This is a genomic window from Chromobacterium vaccinii (assembly GCF_000971335.1).
Classification (GTDB): Bacteria; Pseudomonadota; Gammaproteobacteria; order Burkholderiales; family Chromobacteriaceae; genus Chromobacterium; species Chromobacterium vaccinii.
In genome coordinates this window covers 124,353-143,127 of sequence record NZ_JZJL01000002.1, presented here as the reverse complement: position 1 = coordinate 143,127, position 18,775 = coordinate 124,353, and the positions used below count along the sequence as shown (strand labels likewise).

18 protein-coding genes are annotated in these 18,775 nt (G+C 65.4%); 10 read left to right on the top strand and 8 right to left on the bottom strand.

What is annotated here, in order from left to right:
- The first annotated feature begins 74 nt into the window (after positions 1–74).
- Together VL52_RS01625 and cfa are read left to right on the top strand one after the other, a co-directional pair.
- Positions 75–872 (top strand): Cof-type HAD-IIB family hydrolase, encoded by a 798-nt coding sequence (locus VL52_RS01625; RefSeq protein WP_046155425.1) that lies wholly within the window; start codon positions 75–77, stop codon positions 870–872.
- Between the two features lie 139 nt (positions 873–1,011).
- Positions 1,012–2,166, top strand: a complete 1,155-nt coding sequence (gene cfa / locus VL52_RS01620; RefSeq protein ID WP_046155424.1) for a cyclopropane fatty acyl phospholipid synthase — start codon at positions 1,012–1,014, stop codon at positions 2,164–2,166.
- Between the two features lie 68 nt (positions 2,167–2,234).
- Here the strand turns inward: cfa and ptsG are convergent, their stop codons facing one another.
- The 3 genes from ptsG to VL52_RS01605 form a co-directional block, all read right to left on the bottom strand.
- A complete protein-coding gene (ptsG, locus tag VL52_RS01615; RefSeq protein ID WP_046155423.1) occupies positions 2,235–3,995 on the bottom strand; it encodes a PTS glucose transporter subunit IIBC in 1,761 nt (586 codons plus the stop codon).
- Positions 3,996–4,168: 173 nt separating this feature from the next.
- The gene (gene ptsP / locus VL52_RS01610; protein ID WP_046155422.1) at positions 4,169–6,682 is read right to left on the bottom strand and encodes a phosphoenolpyruvate--protein phosphotransferase; all 2,514 of its coding nucleotides are present in this window, start codon (positions 6,680–6,682) and stop codon (positions 4,169–4,171) included.
- A 440-nt stretch (positions 6,683–7,122) separates the two neighbouring features.
- On the bottom strand, positions 7,123–7,515 hold the full coding sequence (locus VL52_RS01605; protein ID WP_046155421.1) for a DoxX family protein: 393 nt from the start codon (positions 7,513–7,515) through the stop codon (positions 7,123–7,125).
- A 102-nt stretch (positions 7,516–7,617) separates the two neighbouring features.
- Here VL52_RS01605 and VL52_RS01600 point away from each other — a divergent pair, with 102 nt between their 5' ends.
- Positions 7,618–8,505, top strand: a complete 888-nt coding sequence (locus VL52_RS01600; RefSeq protein ID WP_046155420.1) for a LysR family transcriptional regulator — start codon at positions 7,618–7,620, stop codon at positions 8,503–8,505.
- 127 nt (positions 8,506–8,632) lie between these two features.
- Entirely contained in the window at positions 8,633–8,953 is a 321-nt protein-coding gene (locus tag VL52_RS01595) for an energy transducer TonB (RefSeq protein WP_052717286.1), read from the top strand.
- Positions 8,954–8,992: 39 nt separating this feature from the next.
- On the opposite strand, the gene VL52_RS01590 is transcribed toward VL52_RS01595, so the two are convergent.
- The 5 genes from VL52_RS01590 to aroQ form a co-directional block, all read right to left on the bottom strand.
- Positions 8,993–10,060, bottom strand: a complete 1,068-nt coding sequence (locus tag VL52_RS01590; RefSeq protein ID WP_046155419.1) for a DUF3426 domain-containing protein — start codon at positions 10,058–10,060, stop codon at positions 8,993–8,995.
- The gene (gene prmA, locus VL52_RS01585) at positions 10,057–10,953 is read right to left on the bottom strand and encodes a 50S ribosomal protein L11 methyltransferase (protein WP_046155418.1); all 897 of its coding nucleotides are present in this window, start codon (positions 10,951–10,953) and stop codon (positions 10,057–10,059) included. The genes VL52_RS01590 and prmA overlap by 4 nt, the downstream gene beginning before the upstream one ends.
- Positions 10,953–12,308, bottom strand: coding sequence for an acetyl-CoA carboxylase biotin carboxylase subunit (gene accC / locus VL52_RS01580; protein WP_021475511.1), 1,356 nt, complete (start codon positions 12,306–12,308; stop codon positions 10,953–10,955). The genes prmA and accC overlap by 1 nt, the downstream gene beginning before the upstream one ends.
- Before the next feature lie 122 nt (positions 12,309–12,430).
- Positions 12,431–12,889 (bottom strand): acetyl-CoA carboxylase biotin carboxyl carrier protein, encoded by a 459-nt coding sequence (gene accB, locus VL52_RS01575; RefSeq protein WP_021475510.1) that lies wholly within the window; start codon positions 12,887–12,889, stop codon positions 12,431–12,433.
- 41 nt (positions 12,890–12,930) lie between these two features.
- A complete protein-coding gene (aroQ, locus tag VL52_RS01570; RefSeq protein WP_186009440.1) occupies positions 12,931–13,401 on the bottom strand; it encodes a type II 3-dehydroquinate dehydratase in 471 nt (156 codons plus the stop codon).
- A 272-nt stretch (positions 13,402–13,673) separates the two neighbouring features.
- Between aroQ and queA the strand changes: the two genes are divergently transcribed.
- The 6 genes from queA to ubiB are packed head-to-tail and all read left to right on the top strand — an operon-like array spanning position 13,674 to position 18,497.
- Positions 13,674–14,696 (top strand): tRNA preQ1(34) S-adenosylmethionine ribosyltransferase-isomerase QueA, encoded by a 1,023-nt coding sequence (queA, locus tag VL52_RS01565; protein ID WP_046155417.1) that lies wholly within the window; start codon positions 13,674–13,676, stop codon positions 14,694–14,696.
- Positions 14,697–14,738: 42 nt separating this feature from the next.
- Complete coding sequence (locus VL52_RS01560; protein WP_046155416.1) at positions 14,739–15,110, top strand: gamma-butyrobetaine hydroxylase family protein; 372 nt, start codon at positions 14,739–14,741, stop codon at positions 15,108–15,110.
- Between the two features lie 2 nt (positions 15,111–15,112).
- The gene (gene ubiE / locus VL52_RS01555; RefSeq protein WP_021475505.1) at positions 15,113–15,847 is read left to right on the top strand and encodes a bifunctional demethylmenaquinone methyltransferase/2-methoxy-6-polyprenyl-1,4-benzoquinol methylase UbiE; all 735 of its coding nucleotides are present in this window, start codon (positions 15,113–15,115) and stop codon (positions 15,845–15,847) included.
- On the top strand, positions 15,847–16,362 hold the full coding sequence (locus tag VL52_RS01550; protein ID WP_046155415.1) for a M15 family metallopeptidase: 516 nt from the start codon (positions 15,847–15,849) through the stop codon (positions 16,360–16,362). Before ubiE ends, VL52_RS01550 begins: the two co-directional genes overlap by 1 nt.
- A gap of 13 nt (positions 16,363–16,375) precedes the next feature.
- A complete protein-coding gene (locus VL52_RS01545; RefSeq protein ID WP_046155414.1) occupies positions 16,376–16,963 on the top strand; it encodes a ubiquinone biosynthesis accessory factor UbiJ in 588 nt (195 codons plus the stop codon).
- A 7-nt stretch (positions 16,964–16,970) separates the two neighbouring features.
- Positions 16,971–18,497: a ubiquinone biosynthesis regulatory protein kinase UbiB gene (ubiB, locus tag VL52_RS01540; protein ID WP_046155413.1), complete on the top strand. Its 1,527-nt coding sequence runs from the start codon at positions 16,971–16,973 to the stop codon at positions 18,495–18,497.
- Positions 18,498–18,775 lie beyond the last annotated feature (278 nt).

Genomic DNA, 18,775 nt, shown 5'->3' with positions numbered 1-18,775 from the left:
CAATTTGAGGACGGTCGGCGGAGGTCTTGGTTCGACGGCGTATAATCGGCAGCTTGTATTGCGCCGGAGCTCACATGCCTTACCGTTTCATCGCCTCCGATCTGGACGGCACCCTGCTGGACCAGCATCACGCCGTGACCCCGTTGACCGCCGCAACCCTGCAGCGTCTGGAAAAACGCGGCGTGCGGTTCGCGCTCGCCACCGGCCGCCATTACCTGGACGTCAGGGGCATCCGCCAGGCGCTGGGCGTGCGCGCCCATTTGATCACTTCCAACGGCGCGCGGGTGCATGATCCTGACGATGCCTTGATCTATCGGCGGAACATCGACGCGGAGCTGGTCCGCGTCATTTCGCAGCCGGAGTTCGCCGCCGGCGCCATCGTCAATTTCTATCTCGACGACGAGTGGCTGATCAGCGAACCCTGCCAGGAACTGCTGGACATGCACAAGGATTCCGGCACCGCGTATCGGGTGTGCGATCTGGCCCGCCACGGCGGCGAGGGGGTGGGCAAGGTGCTGTACATCGCGCCGCACGAGCATTTGCTGGGCGTGGAGCGCAAGCTGCGAGAGCGTTTCGGCGACAGGCTCTATATCACCTTCTCGCTGGAGCATTGCCTGGAGGTGATGGCGGCCGGCGTGTCCAAGGGCCATGCGTTGGAACGGGTGCTGGAGCGGCTGGGCATCCCGGCGGACGCGTGCCTCGCTTTCGGCGACGGCCAGAACGACATCGAGCTGCTGCAAGCGGCAGGCCATCCGCGGGTGATGGGGAACGCGCATCCGCGGCTCAGCGACATGCTGCCGCAGGCGCGCCGCATCGGCAGCCATGCGGAGTCGGGCGTGGCGCTGCACTTGCGGGAGCTGTTCACGCTGTAGCCGGCGGCGCGTTCGCAGACTGGATTTCTCCCGCTGGCCAAGCGGGGCGGGAGCGCGTTAAGCTAGGTAAAACGTCTGTCCTTGTTTCTGATCGTCGATCGAGTTCGTTGTGCTGAGTGGCCATGCCGGGGGGATCGCCATGAATTCATCGTGTCTGGAAAATGAGAGCGGAAACGCCCGCCTGCCGGGGCGCGCCATCATCGAGGAAATGCTGGCCGCCGCCGGCGTCGCCGTCAACGGCAGCCGTCCGTTCGACATTCAAGTCCACCATCCGCAGTTCTACCGACGCGTGCTGCAGCAGGGCTCCTTGGGCCTGGGCGAAAGCTATATGGACGGCTGGTGGGAGTGCGAGCGGCTGGACGCGTTCTTCCAGCGGGTGATGCGCGCCGGCCTGGAGAATAGGCTGCCGCGGCGCTGGCGCGACACGCTGTACCTGATGGCGGCCAGGCTGGTCAATTACCAGTCCTTGCGGCGGGCCCGCAAGGTGGGCGAACACCATTACGACCTGGGCAACGACTTGTTCGCCGCGATGCTGGACCCGAACATGCAGTACTCCTGCGGCTACTGGAAGGACGCCGCCACGCTGGAGGAGGCGCAGGAGGCCAAGCTCAGGCTGATCTGCGACAAGCTCGGGCTCAAACCCGGAATGCACCTGCTGGACATAGGCTGCGGCTGGGGCGGCCTGGCCGCTTACGCCGCGCGCCATTACGGCGTCCGGGTCACCGGCATCACCATCTCCGAGCAGCAGCGGCAGTTGGCGCTGCAGCGCTGCGCCGGGCTGGACGTGGACATCCTGTTGCAGGATTACCGCCACCTGGCGCTTAGGGCCGACCGCATCGTCTCGGTGGGCATGTTCGAGCACGTCGGGCCGCGCAATTACGATGCCTATTTCGAGACCGCCGCGCGCAATCTGACGCCGGACGGCCTGTTCCTGCTGCACACGATAGGCGCCAAGACGACCGATTTGCGCATCGACCCGTGGATAGAGAAATACATTTTTCCCAACGGCTGCCTGCCGTCGGTCTCGCATATCGCCCGGGCCAGCGAGCGCTATTGGATGGTGGAGGACTGGCACAATTTCGGCGCCGACTACGACCTGACGCTGATGGCCTGGCTGCAGCGCTTTCAGCAGGTCTGGCCTCAGTTGACTGCCCATTACCCGTCCCGCTTCTACCGGATGTTCACCTATTACCTGAACGCCTGCGCCGGGGCTTTCCGCGCGCGCGACCTGCAGTTGTGGCAGGTGCTGTTCAGCCGGGAGGGAGTAGAGGGCGGGCTGAGGGGGGCGCGCTGAGGGATGGGGAAATGAAAAACGCCAGCGAGATTCGCTGGCGTTTTTGTTTGCGGCATGACTGGGAATGGTCAGCCCTGCAGCGCGGCGGCCAGCGCCGTGGCCTGCTCGCCGACGATCAGGTGCAGCACGCCCGGCGCCACCTGGGTGACGGCGGAGACGCCGGCGGCGCGGGCCGCGGCCTCGTTGAAGCGGGCGGCGTCCTTCAGCTCCACGCGCAGGCGGGTGTGGGCGATGGCCTCCACCTTGCCGAGGTTGGCCGGGCCGCCCAGCGCCTGCTTCAGCGCGGAGACGTCGGCCTTGGCGGCTGCCGGGGAGGCCGCGGGCGCGGCGGCCGGAGCCGGAGCGGCAACCGGGGCGGACGACAGCTCGGCATCGCTGCCCGCGCCGCGCAGATAGATCTCCATATCGGTCTTCAGGTTCTCGGACAAGGGGCCGAAGATGGCCTGGATGCCGCTGCCCACCACCACCACGCCGGACGCGCCCATCGCTTTCAGCTTGGGCTGGTCCACCTTGGCGGTGTCCTGCACCGCGATGCGCAGGCGGGTGATGCAGGCGTCCAGGCTGCGGATGTTGGAGCGGCCGCCGAAGGCCAGCACCAGTTGGCGGGCGCGCTGGTCCTCGCTGACGGCGCCGATGCTTTCGGCGCTTTCATCTTCGCGGCCCGGCGTCTTCAGATTGAACTTGGCGATCACGAAGCGGAACACCGAGTAATAAACCACCGCGTAGATCGGCCCCAGGATGAACACGTAGCCGGCGTGCTTGGCCTTGTCGCCGATCAGGTTGAACAGCAGGAAATCGAGACCGCCTTGCGAGAAGGTGAAGCCCATGTGCATGTCCAGCGTATTGGCCACGAACTGGGTGGAGGCGGCCAGCACGGCGTGGATCAGGTACAGCACCGGGGCGACGAACAGGAAGGAAAATTCGATCGGTTCGGTGATGCCGGTCAGGAAGGAGGTCAGCGCGGCGGAAATCATGATGCCGCCCACCTTGACGCGGTTTTCCGGCTTGGCCGAGTGCCAGATGGCGATGGCCGCGGCCGGCAGGCCGAACATCTTGAACAGGAAGGCGCCGGACAGCACGCCGGCAGTCGGGTCGCCGGCGAAGAAGCGGTTGATGTCGCCGTGGATATGCTTGCCGCCGGCGTCGACGAAGTCGCCCATTTCGAAGAAGAACGGCACGTTCCAGATGTGGTGCAGGCCGAACGGAATCAGCATCCGCTCGACGAAGCCGTACACGGTGGCCGCGGTGCGCGGATCGCTGACGGCGGCCCAGTGCGAGAACGTCTCGATGGCTTCGCCTATCGGACGCCATGCCACCGACAGCACCGCGCCCAAGCCGATGGCGCCGATGGCGGTGATGATGGGCACGAAACGCTTGCCGGCGAAGAAGCCCAGGTATTCGGGCAGCTTGATCCGGTAGAAGCGGTTGAACATATAGGCCGCCAGGCCGCCGGCGAGAATGCCGCCGAACACGCCGGTCTGGATAGACGGCAAGCCCATGATCATGGCGGTTTTCACGCCCATCAGCGTAGCCATCACGCCCAGTGTGACGGTGGTGACCAAGTGTCCGATCACCGCGGCGATGGCGGCGACGCCATCGTTCTCGGTGAAGCCGAGCGCCACGCCGACGGCGAAGATCAGCGGCAAGTTGCCGAAAATCACGTCGCCGGAGTGCTTCATCAGCGACAGGATCGCGAGGAGCACGGCGTTCTGGGTGTGGAAGTCGGTCGCGCCGATACCAAGCAGCAGACCGGCCACCGGCAGCACGGCCACCGGTAGCATCAGGGACTTGCCTACTTTCTGCAAGTTAGCGAATGCTGAGCTAAACATGATTATTATCCTGCTTTGACATGCTTATGGAATGTCGAGCGGCTGTGACGCCGTCCCCTCTATAAAGCCTCTTCGCGCGCCAAGCCGCTTGAGTGGCGCCGGACGGCGCCGGGTTTCCCCGGCGGTCTCCCCGCCCGGCGCCGCGAACCTGGCCCGCGCCGAGGCTTATTCTGTTAACGAGCGAGTTGATTCAGATGGTGGCGGACGTCGGTGACGGTGGACAGCGCCAGCACCTCGCGCGCCAGCTCGCGGCACTCGTCCATGCTCCAGCGCGCCAGCGTGGCTTTCACCGAGGCGACCGCCGGGGTGCTGACCGACAACTCGGTCACGCCCATGCCCACCAAGAGAGGCGCGGCGCGCTCGTCGGATGCCAGGCCGCCGCAGACGCCTACCCACTTGCCGTGGGCGCGCGCGCCTTCGCAAGTCAGCGCGATCATCGCCAGCACGCCCGGGTGCAGCGCGTCGGCCTGCTTGGCCAGCTGCGGGTGGCCGCGGTCCATCGCCAGCACGTACTGGGTCAGGTCGTTGGTGCCGATGGAGAAGAAGTCCACTTCCGGCGCGAAGCGCGCGGCCAGCACCGCGGCCGACGGCACTTCCACCATGATGCCGACCTTGACGCCGGACACGCCCAGCGCGGCCTGCTCTTCGGCCAGCACCGCCTTGGCGGCGCGCAGTTCTTCCAGCGAGGCCACCATCGGGAACATGATGTGCAGCTGCGTCAGCGGAGCGGCTTGGAGGATGGCGCGCAACTGAGTGCGCAAGAGGTCGGGGCGTTCCAGGCTGACGCGGATGCCGCGCAGGCCGAGGAAGGGGTTGTCTTCCTTGGGCAGCGGCAGGTAGGACAGCGGCTTGTCGCCGCCCACGTCCAGCGTGCGCACCACCAGCGGGCGCTCCTTGCCCAGCGCCTCGGCCACCGCGCAGTATTCGGCGGCTTGCTCGGCTTCGGTGGGCGCGGTGTCGCGGTTGTCGAACAGGAATTCCGAGCGCAGCAGGCCCACGCCCTCGGCGCCCTTGGCCACAGCTTCGCGCGCGTCGGCGGCGTTGCGGATATTGGCCACCACGTCGATGCGGGCGCCGTCGCGGGTCGCGGCCGGACGCATCGAGCTTTCGGCCTCGGCGGCGCGGCGCTCGGCCAGGCGGGCGATGTCGCGCTCGGCGGCGGCGATGTCGTCCGCGGTCGGCGCGATGGCCAGCGTGCCCTCGTTGCCGTTCAGGATCACCTGCAGGCCCTCCGGCAGCTTCAGCGCGGTCTGGGAGATGCCGCAGATCGCGGGGATGCCCAGCGAGCGGGCCAGGATGGCCACGTGGCTGGTGGCGCCGCCGGTGCGGGTACAGAAGCCCATCACCTTGGATGGATCCAGCGCGGCGGTGTCGGACGGCGCCAGGTCTTCGGCGATCAGGATGGAGCCGGCCGGCAGTTCCAGCGCGGCCTGCTTCACGCCGGCCAGCAGCGCCAGCACGCGGCGGCCCACGTCGCGGATGTCGTTGGCGCGTTCGCGCAGCAGGGCGTTGTCCTGCGCTTCCAGGCGGGCGGAATAGGCGCTGAAGGCGGCGCGCCAGGACCAGGCGGCCGACTTGCCGTCGGCCAGGCCGGTATAGGTTTGCGCCAGCAGGTCCGGGTCTTGCAGCAGTTCCTGGTGCATGGACAGGATGGCCTGCTTCGCCGGGTCAGTCAGCTGCGCCTTGACCAGATCCAGCTGGGCCGAAGCCTCCTCGGCGGCGCGGGAGAACGCCTGTTGTTCCACATTGGCGCCCTTGCCGTGCTCGGGCACGTCGAATTCCTGCAGGCGATGGTGAACGATGCGGCCGATGGCGATGCCGGGCGAAGCGCCGACGCCGGCCAGCTGGCTGTCGCTGTCCTGCTGCTGGGCGAAGACCGGCGCGGCGGCCGGGGCGATCGGCGCCTCGTCGGCCTTCTCGCCGCAGCGGTCATTCAGCAGTTGGGTCAGTTCCGCGATGGCGGCCGAGGCGTCGCCGCCGGCGGCGCGCACGCGCACCAGGTCGCCCAGTTTGGTGGCCAGACCCATGATGGCGACCACGGATTTGGCGTTGGCTTCCTTGTCGCCCAAGAGCAGCTGGATGTCGGAGGAGAAGGTCTTGGCCTTGCTGGCGAATACCGCCGCCGGACGGGCATGCAGGCCGGCGGGGTTGCCGATGGCGATGTCGGCGGACAGTTGGGGTTCGGCGGTTTCGGTAGGCAACACGACCTTGCCGTTGGCCAGCTGCAGCGACAGCACCACGCTCTTGCCGGCGTCGACCATGCCGTCGGCCAGGCTCATCCTGGCCACGGTTTCGCCGTTGGTGACGATGATCTGGGTCAGCAGGCTGGCGGCCTTGCGGCCGACCAGGTCAAGGTCGAAGTCGATGACCGGCTGGCCGACGGCAACTTGCTGGCCTTGCTCGACCAGGGGGAAAAAGCCTTCGCCTTTCAGCATCACGGTGTCGATGCCGATGTGCACCATCACTTCCACGCCTTCGGCGGTGGTGATGGTCAGCGCGTGGTGGGAGGAATGCAGATTGCTGACCACGCCGCTGACCGGAGCCAGCAGACTGCCCGAGGTGGGATCGAGCGAGATGCCGTCGCCGACCATCTTGCCGGCGAACACGGGGTCCGGAACGCTGTCCAAGGGGACCAGCCACCCGGAAAGGGGGGCCAGAACATCTAATCTTGGTGCGGTGGTGCCCATGAGAAACTCCTCAATTCGTGGATAATTCCAGTCGTTTTATTACGAGCGTCAATCAAGCCGTTGGATGGGGGCCGGGCGATGGCCGCGCTGCGGCATGCTTTTGTTGTGCTGGCTTGTCCTGACGGGGTTTTGACAATTATATACAGGCAGTCGCCTTGTCGGGCCGGCGACTGGGCTTGTTCGTATCTTGCCTATTTTGTAGTTTAACTACATACAAATCACGCAGCAGCTTGATGGCAATCAAGAAAATGTGCAAGTCGGAATTGTCTTGATTGTCTGCTGCATTGCAGCATATTGCTGGGCTGGCGCGAGATAGCGCTTGAATATTGCGGACTTGGGGAGCAGGGGGGAAAGACCGGCGCTGTTGCATTTTTGTAATGCAACTCTAAAAAGCGAAAAGCCCCGCGGAAGCGGGGCTGGAGATCGGTGATCGGGCTTGGTCAGGCTTGGCGCTGCCGTTCCGGCTGGCCCAGCAGGAACAGCGCGAGCGAGCTGGCGATCAGGAAGGCGGGGTATTCCCAGCCGCCGCCCTCGTTGGTGAACATCCAGCCCTTGGCGCCGTGCACCAGAACGATGGCGCCCAGCAGTTGCGGAATCAGCAGCAGCGCCACCCAGCGCGCCTGGATGCCGGCCAGCAGCAGCAGGCCGCCGCCGATCTCGATCAGGATGGCGAAGTAGCCGACGAAGCCCGGCAGACCCAGGCTGGCGAAGTATTCGGCGGTGCCGGCCGGGGTGAAGACAAACAGCTTCAACGCGCCGTGAGACAGGTACATCAGGCCCAGCGCCACGCGCAGCACCAGGGCGGCCAGGCAGGGGTTTTGCAGACGGTTCATGATTGCGTTCCAGTTCAGATTGGTATGGCGCTATTTGACCATCAGCTTTATATTCAATAAATACTACAATTTGAAAATTATTATTTCTCTATAAGAAATTATATGGATAGATTCTCCGAGATACGAGCCTTCGTCTGCGTGGCCGAGCTGGGCAGTTTCGTCGCCGCGGCGGAAAGGTTGGAGCTGTCGCGGGCGATGGTGACCAAGCTGGTGGCGGCGCTGGAGAACCGGCTGGGCGTGCGGCTGATGCATCGCACCACGCGCAAGCTGTCGCTGACCGAGGCCGGCGAAACCTATCTGGCCCAAGCGGGCAGCCTGCTGGGCGAGCTGGACGAGCTGGACGCGCTGCTGTCCCACGGCGCCAGCGAGCCGGTGGGCAGGCTCAGGGTATCGGCGCCTGTGTCCTTCGGCATGCGCTACCTGGGGCGCATCATCGGCGGCTTCCACCAGCGCCATCCGCAGATCGAGGTGGAGCTGAGCCTGAACGACCGCCGGGTGGACCTGGTGGAGGAGGGGTTCGATCTGGCGTTGCGGGTGTCCAATCTAAGCGACTCCTCTTTGGTGGCGCGCAAGCTGGCGCAGATCGAAGACCTGTTGGCCGCCTCGCCGGATTATCTGGCGCGCCACGGCGCGCCGGGGAGTCCGGCCGAGCTGGTCGACCACCAGTGCCTGCTGTACGCGCTGACATCCCAGCCCAATGTCTGGGACTACCAGGCGCCGGACGGCAGCCAGGGTAGGGTGAAGGTCCGGGGCGGACTCAAGGCCAATAACGGCGACGTGCTGACCGACGCCGCCGTGCACGGCATGGGCATCGTGCTGCAGCCGCGCTTTCTGCTGGACGAGGAGCTGGCCGACGGCAGGCTGGTGCCGGTGCTGCCCGGCTACCATTGGCATTGCCTGGACCTGTCGGTGGTCTATCCGGTGCGCCGCCATGTGCCGGGCAAGGTGAGGGTGTTCGTTGAATACCTGGCGGAATTCTTCCGCGGCTGAGGTGGGTTTTTCATGCCAACTGATTGATTTTCAATATAAATGTTTGTATGCGGACAATCATCTCTTTTCCTATAACGGAAGCCGGCGCGCGTAGGCACGCGCTCCGTGTATCGGGAAGGAGTAGGTCATGCAAACAAAGATGATGGTGGCCGGTTTGCTGGTGTTGGGCGCGACGATGACTGCGGCGGCGGCGGGTTGCGCCAAGCAGCAGAAGCCCGATTATCCGGTGGCGGCGATGAGGGATGACGTGGCCGGGGTGGTCAAGGTGACGTTCAAGACCGGCGCCGACGGCTCGGTATCCGGCATCAGAAGCGCGACGTTCAGCGCGGCGATTCCGCCGCAATACCGCAGCGGCTTCCGTTCGGAGATCGCCAAGGCCTTGCGCGAATACCGCTGCGCGCCGAGCGCGACCTTGAGCCAGGAATTCGATTTCAAGATGGAGGAGTAAGGCGTTAGATACGGGGCGGCGCGGGAGCGCCGTCCGTTCTCAGGGGTAGAACCAGTACAGGCTGTAACCCATCGCATGCACCTTGCCGGCATCCAGCCGCATGGTGACCTTGACCTCGCTGTTGGCGTTGAAGCGGTTCAGCTTCAGGTCGTCCGGCTTCAGGTATTCCTTGGGCGCGAAAACCTTGCGGATCAGCACCTGGTCGTCGCTGTCCTTCAGCGTCACTTCCAGCATCGGATACGCCTGCGGATACTGCGCATGGTTCTTCAGCGTCGCCGACAGCTGGATCAGGTTGGGGTAGTCGGGGACGAAGGCCAGCTCCGACCATTCGGTGCGGATCAGCGCGATGTCGGTCGGCCATGGCACTTCGCAATCCAGCGCGCGGCATAGATGTTCCAGCGTCGGCCGGGATTCCGGCACTTCCGCCGCGATGCGGGTGCGATTGATGTAGACCAGCTGCGCGGCGAGGAACAGCGCGCCGATCACCGCCAGCGCGGCCAGCAGGCCATTCAGCCAGGGGCCGGCCGGCTTGTGGGTGCGGGCCGCTTCCTCCTCCACCGCGTCGGCGTCGGTGAACAGCGGCTCATCGAATTCGACATGCGCCGGCGGCGCTTCCTCGGCATGCGCAGCCTCGGCGCGCCGGCGGCTGCCGAACACCTCGGGCCGGGCCGGGGCGGGCGGCGGTTCGGGATCGTCGAAGGGATTGCCGATCGGCGTGGAGACATGGCGGTTCTGCATCGCCTCGGACAGCGCGCGCTGGAAGGCTTCCACGTCTTCCTGCCTTGGGGGCGGCGCTTCGGCCTGAACGGGAGCGGCCGCCGCGCGCGGTTGCTGAGCGGCGACCGGGTCCGGCAGGATCTGGACATCGCCTTGCTGGGCCTGAGGATCGAAGTCCGGCACTTCCAGCTCGAAGTCGTCCATCGGATCGCGAGCCGGGGGCGCCGCCAGAGCCGGCGACGGCTCGAGGCGGGTGATGACGAAATGGTCCGGGGCCTTGAATACATGGGAACAGCGCCCGCAGCGCACCAGTCCATTGGCGGCTGCTAACTGGCTGTCATTGACCTTGAAGCGGGTCTGGCAGTTGGGGCACTGTGTCGTGTATGTCATACGGCGGCGCGTCGGGTTCCTGTCAGTCTAGTCCATCCTTCGTCGAACACCGGCGGGTCCATCTCGAACCATTGGCTGTAGATGGCGGACAGTTCTTCGGCTTGTTCGGCGAGGATGCCGGAAAGCACGATTCTACCACCGGTTTTCACATGGCTTGCCAGCAGGTCGCCCAGCATGCGCAGCGGATTGGCCAGAATATTGGCCAGCACCACGTCGTACTGGGTTTGCGGATTGGCGTCCGGCAGGAAGAAATCGGCCGCCACGCCGTTCTGCTCGGCATTGTCCTTGCTGGCGCGAACCGCCTGCTGGTCGATGTCGATGCCGACGGCCGAGGCCGCGCCCAGCTTCAGCGCGGCGATGGCCAGGATGCCGGAGCCGCAGCCGTAGTCGAGCACGCTTTCGTTGCCCTGCAGCTGCTTGTCCAGCCATTGCAGGCACAGCCGGGTGGTGGGGTGGCTGCCGGTGCCGAAGGCCAAGCCCGGGTCCAGCTGCAGGTTCACCGCATTGGGGGACGGGGCCTCGTGCCAGGTCGGGGTGATCCACAGCCGGTCGGAGATGCGGATCGGCTCGAACTGCGACTGCGTCAGCCGCACCCAGTCCTGCTCCTCCACGCGCTCGACGCTGTAGGCCGGCATGGCCAGCTGGCAGGCATTGGCGGCGGCGGCGATCAGCAGCGCCACTTCGGCGTTCTCGTCGAACAGGGTGATGATGCGGCTCTGGCTCCACAACTGGTCCACCGGCTCGCCCGGTTCGCCGAAGATCGGCTGCTCGCGGTCGGTGCCGGCCCAGGCGTCTTCGATGGCGGTGGACAGCGCGCCGGCATCCATCAGCGCGTCGGCCAGCCGTTCGGCGACGGCGGAATCGGAATCAATGGTGGCTTGCAACCATGCCATCAGGCTTCCCCTTTTTTCTGCTGCAGGCGGTGCTCCAGATAATGGATGCTGGTGCCGCCGCGCTGGAAGGCCGCATCCAGGAACAGCTCCTGGTGCAGCGGAATATTGGTCTTGATGCCGGAGATCGCCATCTCCGACAGCGCCACGCGCATCCGCGCCATCGCCTGGTCGCGGGTGTCGCCGTAAGCGATCAGCTTGCCCACCATCGAGTCGTAGTGCGAGGGCACGGTGTAGCCCTGGTAGATGTGCGAGTCGATGCGGATGCCGGGGCCGCCGGCCGGGTGGTAGCTCTCGATCTTGCCCGGGGACGGCACGAAGGTGAACGGGTCCTCGGCATTGATCCGGCATTCCATCGCGTGGCCGGCGAACACGATGTCTTTTTGCTTATAGCGCAGTTTCTCGCCGGCGGCGATGCGGATCTGTTCCTGCACGATGTCCACGCCGGTGATCATTTCCGTCACCGGATGCTCCACCTGCACGCGGGTGTTCATTTCGATGAAGTAGAACTCGCCGTTCTCGTACAGGAACTCGAAGGTGCCGGCGCCGCGGTAGCCGATGCGGCGGCAGGCTTCGGCGCAGGCTTCGCCGATCTTCTGCCGTTGCTTGTCGGTGATGCCCGGGGCCGGCGCTTCCTCGATGATCTTCTGATGGCGGCGCTGCATCGAGCAATCGCGCTCGCCCAGATAGATGGCGTTGCCGTATTCGTCGGCCAGCACCTGGATCTCGATGTGGCGCGGCAGCTCCAGGAATTTTTCCATGTACACGGTCGGATTGCCGAAGGCCGCGCCGGCTTCGGTGCGGGTCATCTGCACCGAGCTGATCAGCGCGCCTTCGGAGTGGACCACGCGCATGCCGCGACCGCCGCCGCCGCCGGAGGCCTTGATGATGACCGGGTAGCCGATTTTCTTGGCGATCTTGGCGATTTCGACCGGATCGTCCGGCAGCGCGCCGTCGGAGCCGGGCACGCAGGGCACGCCGGCCGCGATCATCGCGTGCTTGGCCGACACCTTGTCGCCCATCGTGCGGATGGTGTCCGGACGCGGGCCGATGAAGACGAAGCCGGACTGTTCGACGCGTTCGGCGAAATCGGCGTTTTCCGACAGGAAGCCGTAGCCGGGGTGGATGGCCTGGGCGTCGGTCACCTCGGCGGCGGCGATCAGCGCGGGCACGTTGAGGTAGCTCTTGGCCGACGGGGCCGGGCCGATGCAGACCGATTCATCGGCCAGCTTCACGTATTTGGCTTCGCGGTCGGCCTCGGAGTGCACGACCACGGTCTTGATGCCCATTTCACGGCAGGCGCGCTGGATGCGCAGCGCGATTTCACCACGGTTGGCGATCAGAATTTTTTCGAACATGGAATCTCTCCGCGGGCTGATCCGGTCCGGGCGCTTGGCCGGTCCGGGCCCATGCTGTCACGTCAAACGACAAGGGCACAGACCTTGGCCGTGCCCTGAATCTCGCGATGTCGTCCGAGCGCTTACTCGATGACGAACAGCGGTTCGCCGTATTCTACCGGCTGGCCGTCTTCCACCAGGATGGCCTTGATCACGCCGGAGCGGTCGGCTTCGATCTCATTCATCAGCTTCATCGCTTCGATGATGCACAGCGTGTCGCCGGCGCTGACGCTCTGGCCCACTTCGATGAAGGACTTGGCGCCCGGGCTCGGCGAGCGGTAGAAGGTGCCGACCATCGGCGACTTCATCGCGTTCTGGGTGTCGGCGGCCGGGGCTGCGGCGGGAGCTGCCGCTGCCGGAGCCGCGGCCGGGGTGCCGGCCGGAGCGGCGTACATCTGCGCCATCGGCTGGACAAAAGCTTGTTGAGCGACCGAGGATACGCGGGTGATGCGGACTTTTTCCTCGCCTTCGGTCACTTCCAGTTCGGCGATGCCGGACTCTTCGACCAGGTCGATCAGTTTTTTCAGTTTACGCAGGTCCATTGTCGATCCTTCGATTTGGATATTCTGTTCTGTAACGATGGTCAGGCTTGCGCGGACAGGTGTCGTACCGCGTGCGCAAGCGCCAGTTCGTAGCCATGGGCGCCCAGACCGCAGATCACGCCGATCGCCAGATCGGAGAAATACGAATGCTGGCGGAACGGTTCGCGGGCGTGGACGTTGGATAGATGTACTTCAATGAACGGGACCTTCACCGAGGCCAGCGCGTCGCGCAACGCGACGCTGGTGTGGGTGAACGCCGCCGGATTGATCAGGATGAAGGCGGTGCCGTCATCCAGGCATTGGTGTATGCGTTCTATCAGTATGTGCTCGGCGTTGCTCTGCAGCGCGGACAGGGAAAAGCCCGCCGCTTTGGCCTGCTGAGTCAGGCGCCGATTGATGTCGTCAAGGGTGTCCCGGCCGTAGTGTTGTGGTTCCCGAACGCCAAGCAAGTTGAGGTTGGGGCCGTGCAGCACGAGGATGGATTGGCTCAAGGCCAGGCTCCTGTTTTTCATCTTGGCCGCGAGTTTGCCGCAATTCGCCGCAAGATGTCCAGCGTTTGCGGGATTTAAAACGGTTGTTTGGTGCGCCGCGCCGCGCATCGCTTCGCGCGGTTTAGAGTGAAGGCCCTAGATTTTTCGGCGTTTTTTCGGGCGCGCGCGTTTTCGCCATGCCGGGAGAATACTGTGGCGAAAAGTCGGAGATGGCAAGGGCTGTCGACGCGCGGCACTGTGCCCGGAGAGTGGGCGCGGGTATAATTCGCCGATTCAGAACGATAGTTTCCGCAATGCAGCTTTCCGATTTCGACTACCACCTGCCCGAGGCGCTAATCGCGCAGCACCCGCCGGCCGAGCGTGGCGCCAGCCGCCTGTTGCACGTGGACGGCATGACGCTGTCCGACCTGGGCTTCGCCGACCTGCCGTCCCGGCTGCAAGCCGGCGATCTTCTGGTGTTCAACGACACTCGCGTGATCCGCGCCCGCCTGTTCGGCGAAAAAGCCAGCGGCGGCAAGGTTGAGGCCTTGATCGAGCGGGTGCTGGACGACCACACCGCGCTGGCCCATGTCCGCGCCTCCAAATCGCCGAAGCCGGGCAGCCGGCTGATCTTCGCCGGCCGCTGGGAGGCGGAAATGGTGGAGCGCCACGACGCCTTGTTCAAACTGCGCTTCCTGGCCGAGGAAAACGTCTACGACATCCTGGAGGCGTCCGGCAGGCTGCCGTTGCCGCCTTATATCGAGCGCAGCGCCGAGCACGACGACGACGAGCGCTACCAGACCGTTTACGCCCGCGAGCAGGGCGCGGTGGCGGCGCCGACCGCCGGCCTGCATTTCACCGACGAGATGCTGGCCGGGCTGAAGGCCCAGGGCGTGGAAACCGCCTTCGTCACGCTGCACGTCGGCGCCGGCACCTTCCAGCCGGTGAAGGTGGACAACGTGGCCGAGCACAAGATGCACAGCGAGATTTACGACATTCCGCAGGCCACGGTGGACGCCGTCGCCGCCGCCCGCGCCCGCGGCGGCCGGGTGGTGGCCATCGGCACCACCAGCGTGCGCGCGCTGGAATCGGCCGCCCGCGGCGGCGAGTTGACCGCCGGCCGCGGCGAGACCGACATCTTCATCACGCCAGGATACCGTTTCCGCGTGGTGGACCGCCTGCTGACCAATTTCCATCTGCCGAAATCGACGCTGTTGATGCTGGTGTCGGCCTTCGCCGGCTATGACGAGATTTTCCAGGCCTACCGCCACGCGGTGGAGAAGGAATACCGTTTCTTCAGCTATGGCGACGCCATGCTGCTGGAAAAGAAGGCCTGACCGCGCCGCCGCGGTCCAATCAGATATAGAGGGATCATGCCCATGTCCGGACTCGCGCCCGACGCCGCCCAGCCGGTGGAAATCCAGTTGCACCAGGTGTCCAAGATATTGGAGATCGCCTTCGACGACGGCGCCCGTTTCGAGCTGCCGTGCGAATACCTGCGCGTCCACTCGCCGTCGGCGGAAGTGCGCGGCCACGGCGCCGGCCAGGAGACGCTGCAGACCGGCAAGATGCATGTGGGCATCACGGCGCTGGAGCCGGTCGGCCATTACGCGCTGAAAATCACCTTCGACGACGGCCACGACAGCGGCCTCTACAGCTGGACCTACCTATACGAGCTGGGCGCCAAGCGCGGCCAGTATTGGCAGCAATATCTGGACAAGCTCGCCGCCGCCGGCGCGAGCAGGGAGTGAACATGGATAAGACCACGCATTTCGGTTACAAGACCGTGGCGGAGAGCGACAAGGCCGGCAAGGTGGCCGAAGTCTTCCACTCGGTGGCCGGCAAGTACGACGTGATGAACGACCTGATGTCCGGCGGCCTGCACCGGGTGTGGAAGCACTTCACGCTGACCACCTCCGGCGTGCGCGCCGGCGACAAGGTGCTGGACATCGCCGGCGGCACCGGCGACCTGTCGCGCGGCTGGGCCAAGCGCGTCGGCAAGACCGGAGAAGTGTGGCTGACCGACATCAACAGCTCGATGCTGACCGTGGGCCGCGACCGCCTGCTGGACGAGGGCGTGATCCTGCCGGTATCGCTGGCCGACGCCGAGAAGCTGCCGTTTCCGGACAATTATTTCGACGCGGTGTCGGTGGCCTTCGGCCTGCGCAACATGACGCACAAGGACGGGGCGCTGAAGGAGATGTGCCGGGTGCTGAAGCCGGGCGGCAAGCTGTTCGTGCTGGAGTTCTCCAAGGTATGGAAGCCGCTGTCGCCGTTCTACGACTTCTACTCGTTCAAGGCGCTGCCGGTGATGGGCAAGCTGGTGGCGGGCGACGCTGACAGCTACCAGTACCTGGCCGAATCCATCCGCATGCACCCGGACCAGGAAACGCTGAAGCAGATGATGCTGGACGCGGGCTTCGGCAAGGTGGACTACCATAATCTGACCGGCGGCGTCGTTGCGCTGCACAAGGGCGTCAAGTTCTGATGCAGGCCGAGCTAGCGGCGCGTTTGGCTGAGCTGGGCATAGATTTGGCCATCCTGCAGGCCCGGGGGCTGGAAATCCATGCCGAGCCGGCTGAGCTGGCTCTGGTGGAACTCAACGCGGAAGAGCGCGAGTTTTATCTCGTGCCCGCCGCGGCAGAGGCCTGGCAGAGGATGCGGAGCGCGGCGGTGGAGGATAGCGTGGAGATATACCTGCTGTCCGCCTTTCGCAGCGTGGAGCGCCAGCACGAGATCATCGCCGCCAAGCTGGCGCGCGGCCAGGGCCTGGGAGAGATACTGCGCGTCAGTGCCGCGCCCGGTTTCAGCGAACACCATACCGGTTGCGCCGTCGATATCGGCGCGCCGGGATCGCCGCCGCTGGACGAAGTGTTCGAAACCAGCGCCGCTTTCGACTGGCTGAGCCGCCGCGCTGCGGATTTCGGTTTTCATCTGAGCTACCCGCGCGGCAACGCCAGCGGCTATTTATACGAGCCCTGGCATTGGCGCTGGCGGGCATAGTGGGAGCAGACACATGGCCCTGACCATCGCAGCCTTCAACCATCTGCTGAACCAGCACCCGGCGCGCCGCGCCGAGCTGGCGGCCCATGCCGGCCGCCGGGTGGCGATCGCGCTGCCGCCCTTGCACGTGGCCGGCGTGATCACCGAAGAAGGCTGGCTGGCCGCCTGCGACGGCGAGCCCGAGGCCAGGCTGAAGCTGCGTCACGGCGCGGTGCTGTCGCATCTGACCGGCCAGGCGCCGAAACTGGCGGACATCGCGCTGGAGGGCGATGCCGAGCTGGCGTCTGCGGTGGGGCGCATCGTCGGCCAGCTGCACTGGCACGCCAGCGAGGACTTGTCGCGGGTGTTCGGCGACGTGGCCGCGCAGCGGATGGAAAACCTGGCGCGCGGCTTGTTCGGCTTCAAGGGCCAATTGGCCTTCCGCCTGGCCGACGGCTGGATCGAGCATCTGCGCGAGGAAGCGCCGCTGCTGGCCAGCCGCCATCTGGTGCAGCGCTTCGTCGCCGAAGTGGACCATCTGCGCGACGACGCCGGCCGCTTGGGCAAGCGGCTGGAGCTCTTGGAAGCCGCGTTCAACAATAAACAGAATTCCCAGACCTGACGGATTTATGTCGATATCGCGTTCGCTGAAGATTGTTGCCACCCTGTACCGTTACGGCCTGGACGATTTCCTCGAGGGGCATTCCAGGCTCGCCTTCCTGCACAAGCTGTTCGGCCTGTGTCCGGTCCGCCGCGACACCTCGGCGCCGCTGCCGCAGCGGGTGAGGCTGGCGCTGGAAGGCCTGGGGCCGATCTTCGTCAAGTTCGGCCAGGTGCTGTCCACCCGCCGCGACCTGCTGCCGCCGGAGTACGCCGACGAGCTGGCGCGGCTGCAGGACCGGGTGTCGCCGTTCGACGGCGAAATTGCCCGCCAGGTGGTGGAGCGCAGCCTGGGCCGCAAGGTGGAGGAGCTGTTTGTCGATTTCGACCTGAAGCCGGTGGCCAGCGCCTCGGTCGCCCAGGTGCACAAGGCCTGGCTGCGCCAGCCGGACGGCCGCCGCGGCCGCGAGGTGGCGGTCAAGGTGCTGCGGCCCGGCATCCTGCCGGTGATCGAGCAGGATCTGTCCCTGATGCGGACGCTGGCCGGCTGGGTGGAGCGGCTGTTCTCCGACGGCAAGCGGCTGAAGCCGCGCGAGGTAGTGGCCGAGTTCGACAAATACCTGCACGACGAGCTGGACATGATGCACGAGGCGGCCAACGCCTCGCAGCTGCGGCGCAACTTCAAGGGTTCGGACATGCTGATCGTGCCCGAGGTGTTCTACGACTACTCTAGCCGCGAGGTGCTGACGCTGGAGTGGATGCACGGCATCCCGGTGGGGCAGATCGACAGGCTGCGCGAGGCCGGGGTCGACCTGAAGAAGCTCAGCCGTTTCGGCGTGGAGATCTTCTTCACCCAGGTGTTCCGCCACGGTTTCTTCCACGCCGACATGCACCCGGGCAATATCTTCGTCGCGCCGGACGGCCGCTACATCGCGCTGGATTTCGGCATCGTCGGCAGCCTGACCGATTCCGACAAGCATTACCTGGCGGTCAACTTCCTGGCCTTCTTCAACCGCGACTACCACCGCGTGGCCACCGCCCACATCGAATCCGGCTGGGTGCCCAAGGATACCCGCGCCGAAGAGCTGGAGGCCGCGGTGCGCACCGTGTGCGAGCCGATCTTCGAGAAGCCGTTGAGCCAGATCTCGTTCGGCATGGTGCTGTTGCGCCTGTTCGAGACCAGCCGCCGCTTCAACGTCGAGATCCAGCCGCAGCTGGTGTTGCTGCAGAAGACCCTGCTCAATATCGAGGGCCTGGGCCGGCAACTGGATCCGGAGCTGGACCTGTGGGACACCGCCAAGCCGTTCCTGACCAAGTGGATGAACGAGCAGATCGGCTGGCGCGGCCTGCTGCGGACGCTGAAGAACGAGGCGCCGCAGTGGGCGACCACGCTGCCGACCCTGCCGCGCAAATTGAACGAGGCCCTGGGCTCGGCCAAGACTGATCTCTTGGTGGAAGGCTATATGCACCTGATGCGCGAGCAGAAGCGGCAGAATTTCCTGCTGATGCTGATCGCCATCCTGTTGGCAGGACTGCTGGCGAAGATGCTTTGGTAGGGAGGCGTCTTCGATGGGAGCATGCCGCCTCCCTGGATGATTGCGGCGCAAACGGGCAACGGCCATCGGCCGCGGCCCGTTTTTCATGCCAGGAGCGTTTAGGCTGTGGACAAGTGGCGGTTCGGCGCGTGGCTGTGGATAAGAGACGCGAGCCCAAGCCCTGATCCTGTGTTGCGCCTTCGCGCCGCGCCTGTTGTATTGCGAGCGTCGTCGGATGCGAGCCAAAGACATATTTTCTGGCGTCGGCCTGGCGTCGGCCGCCGCCAAATGACCGCGGG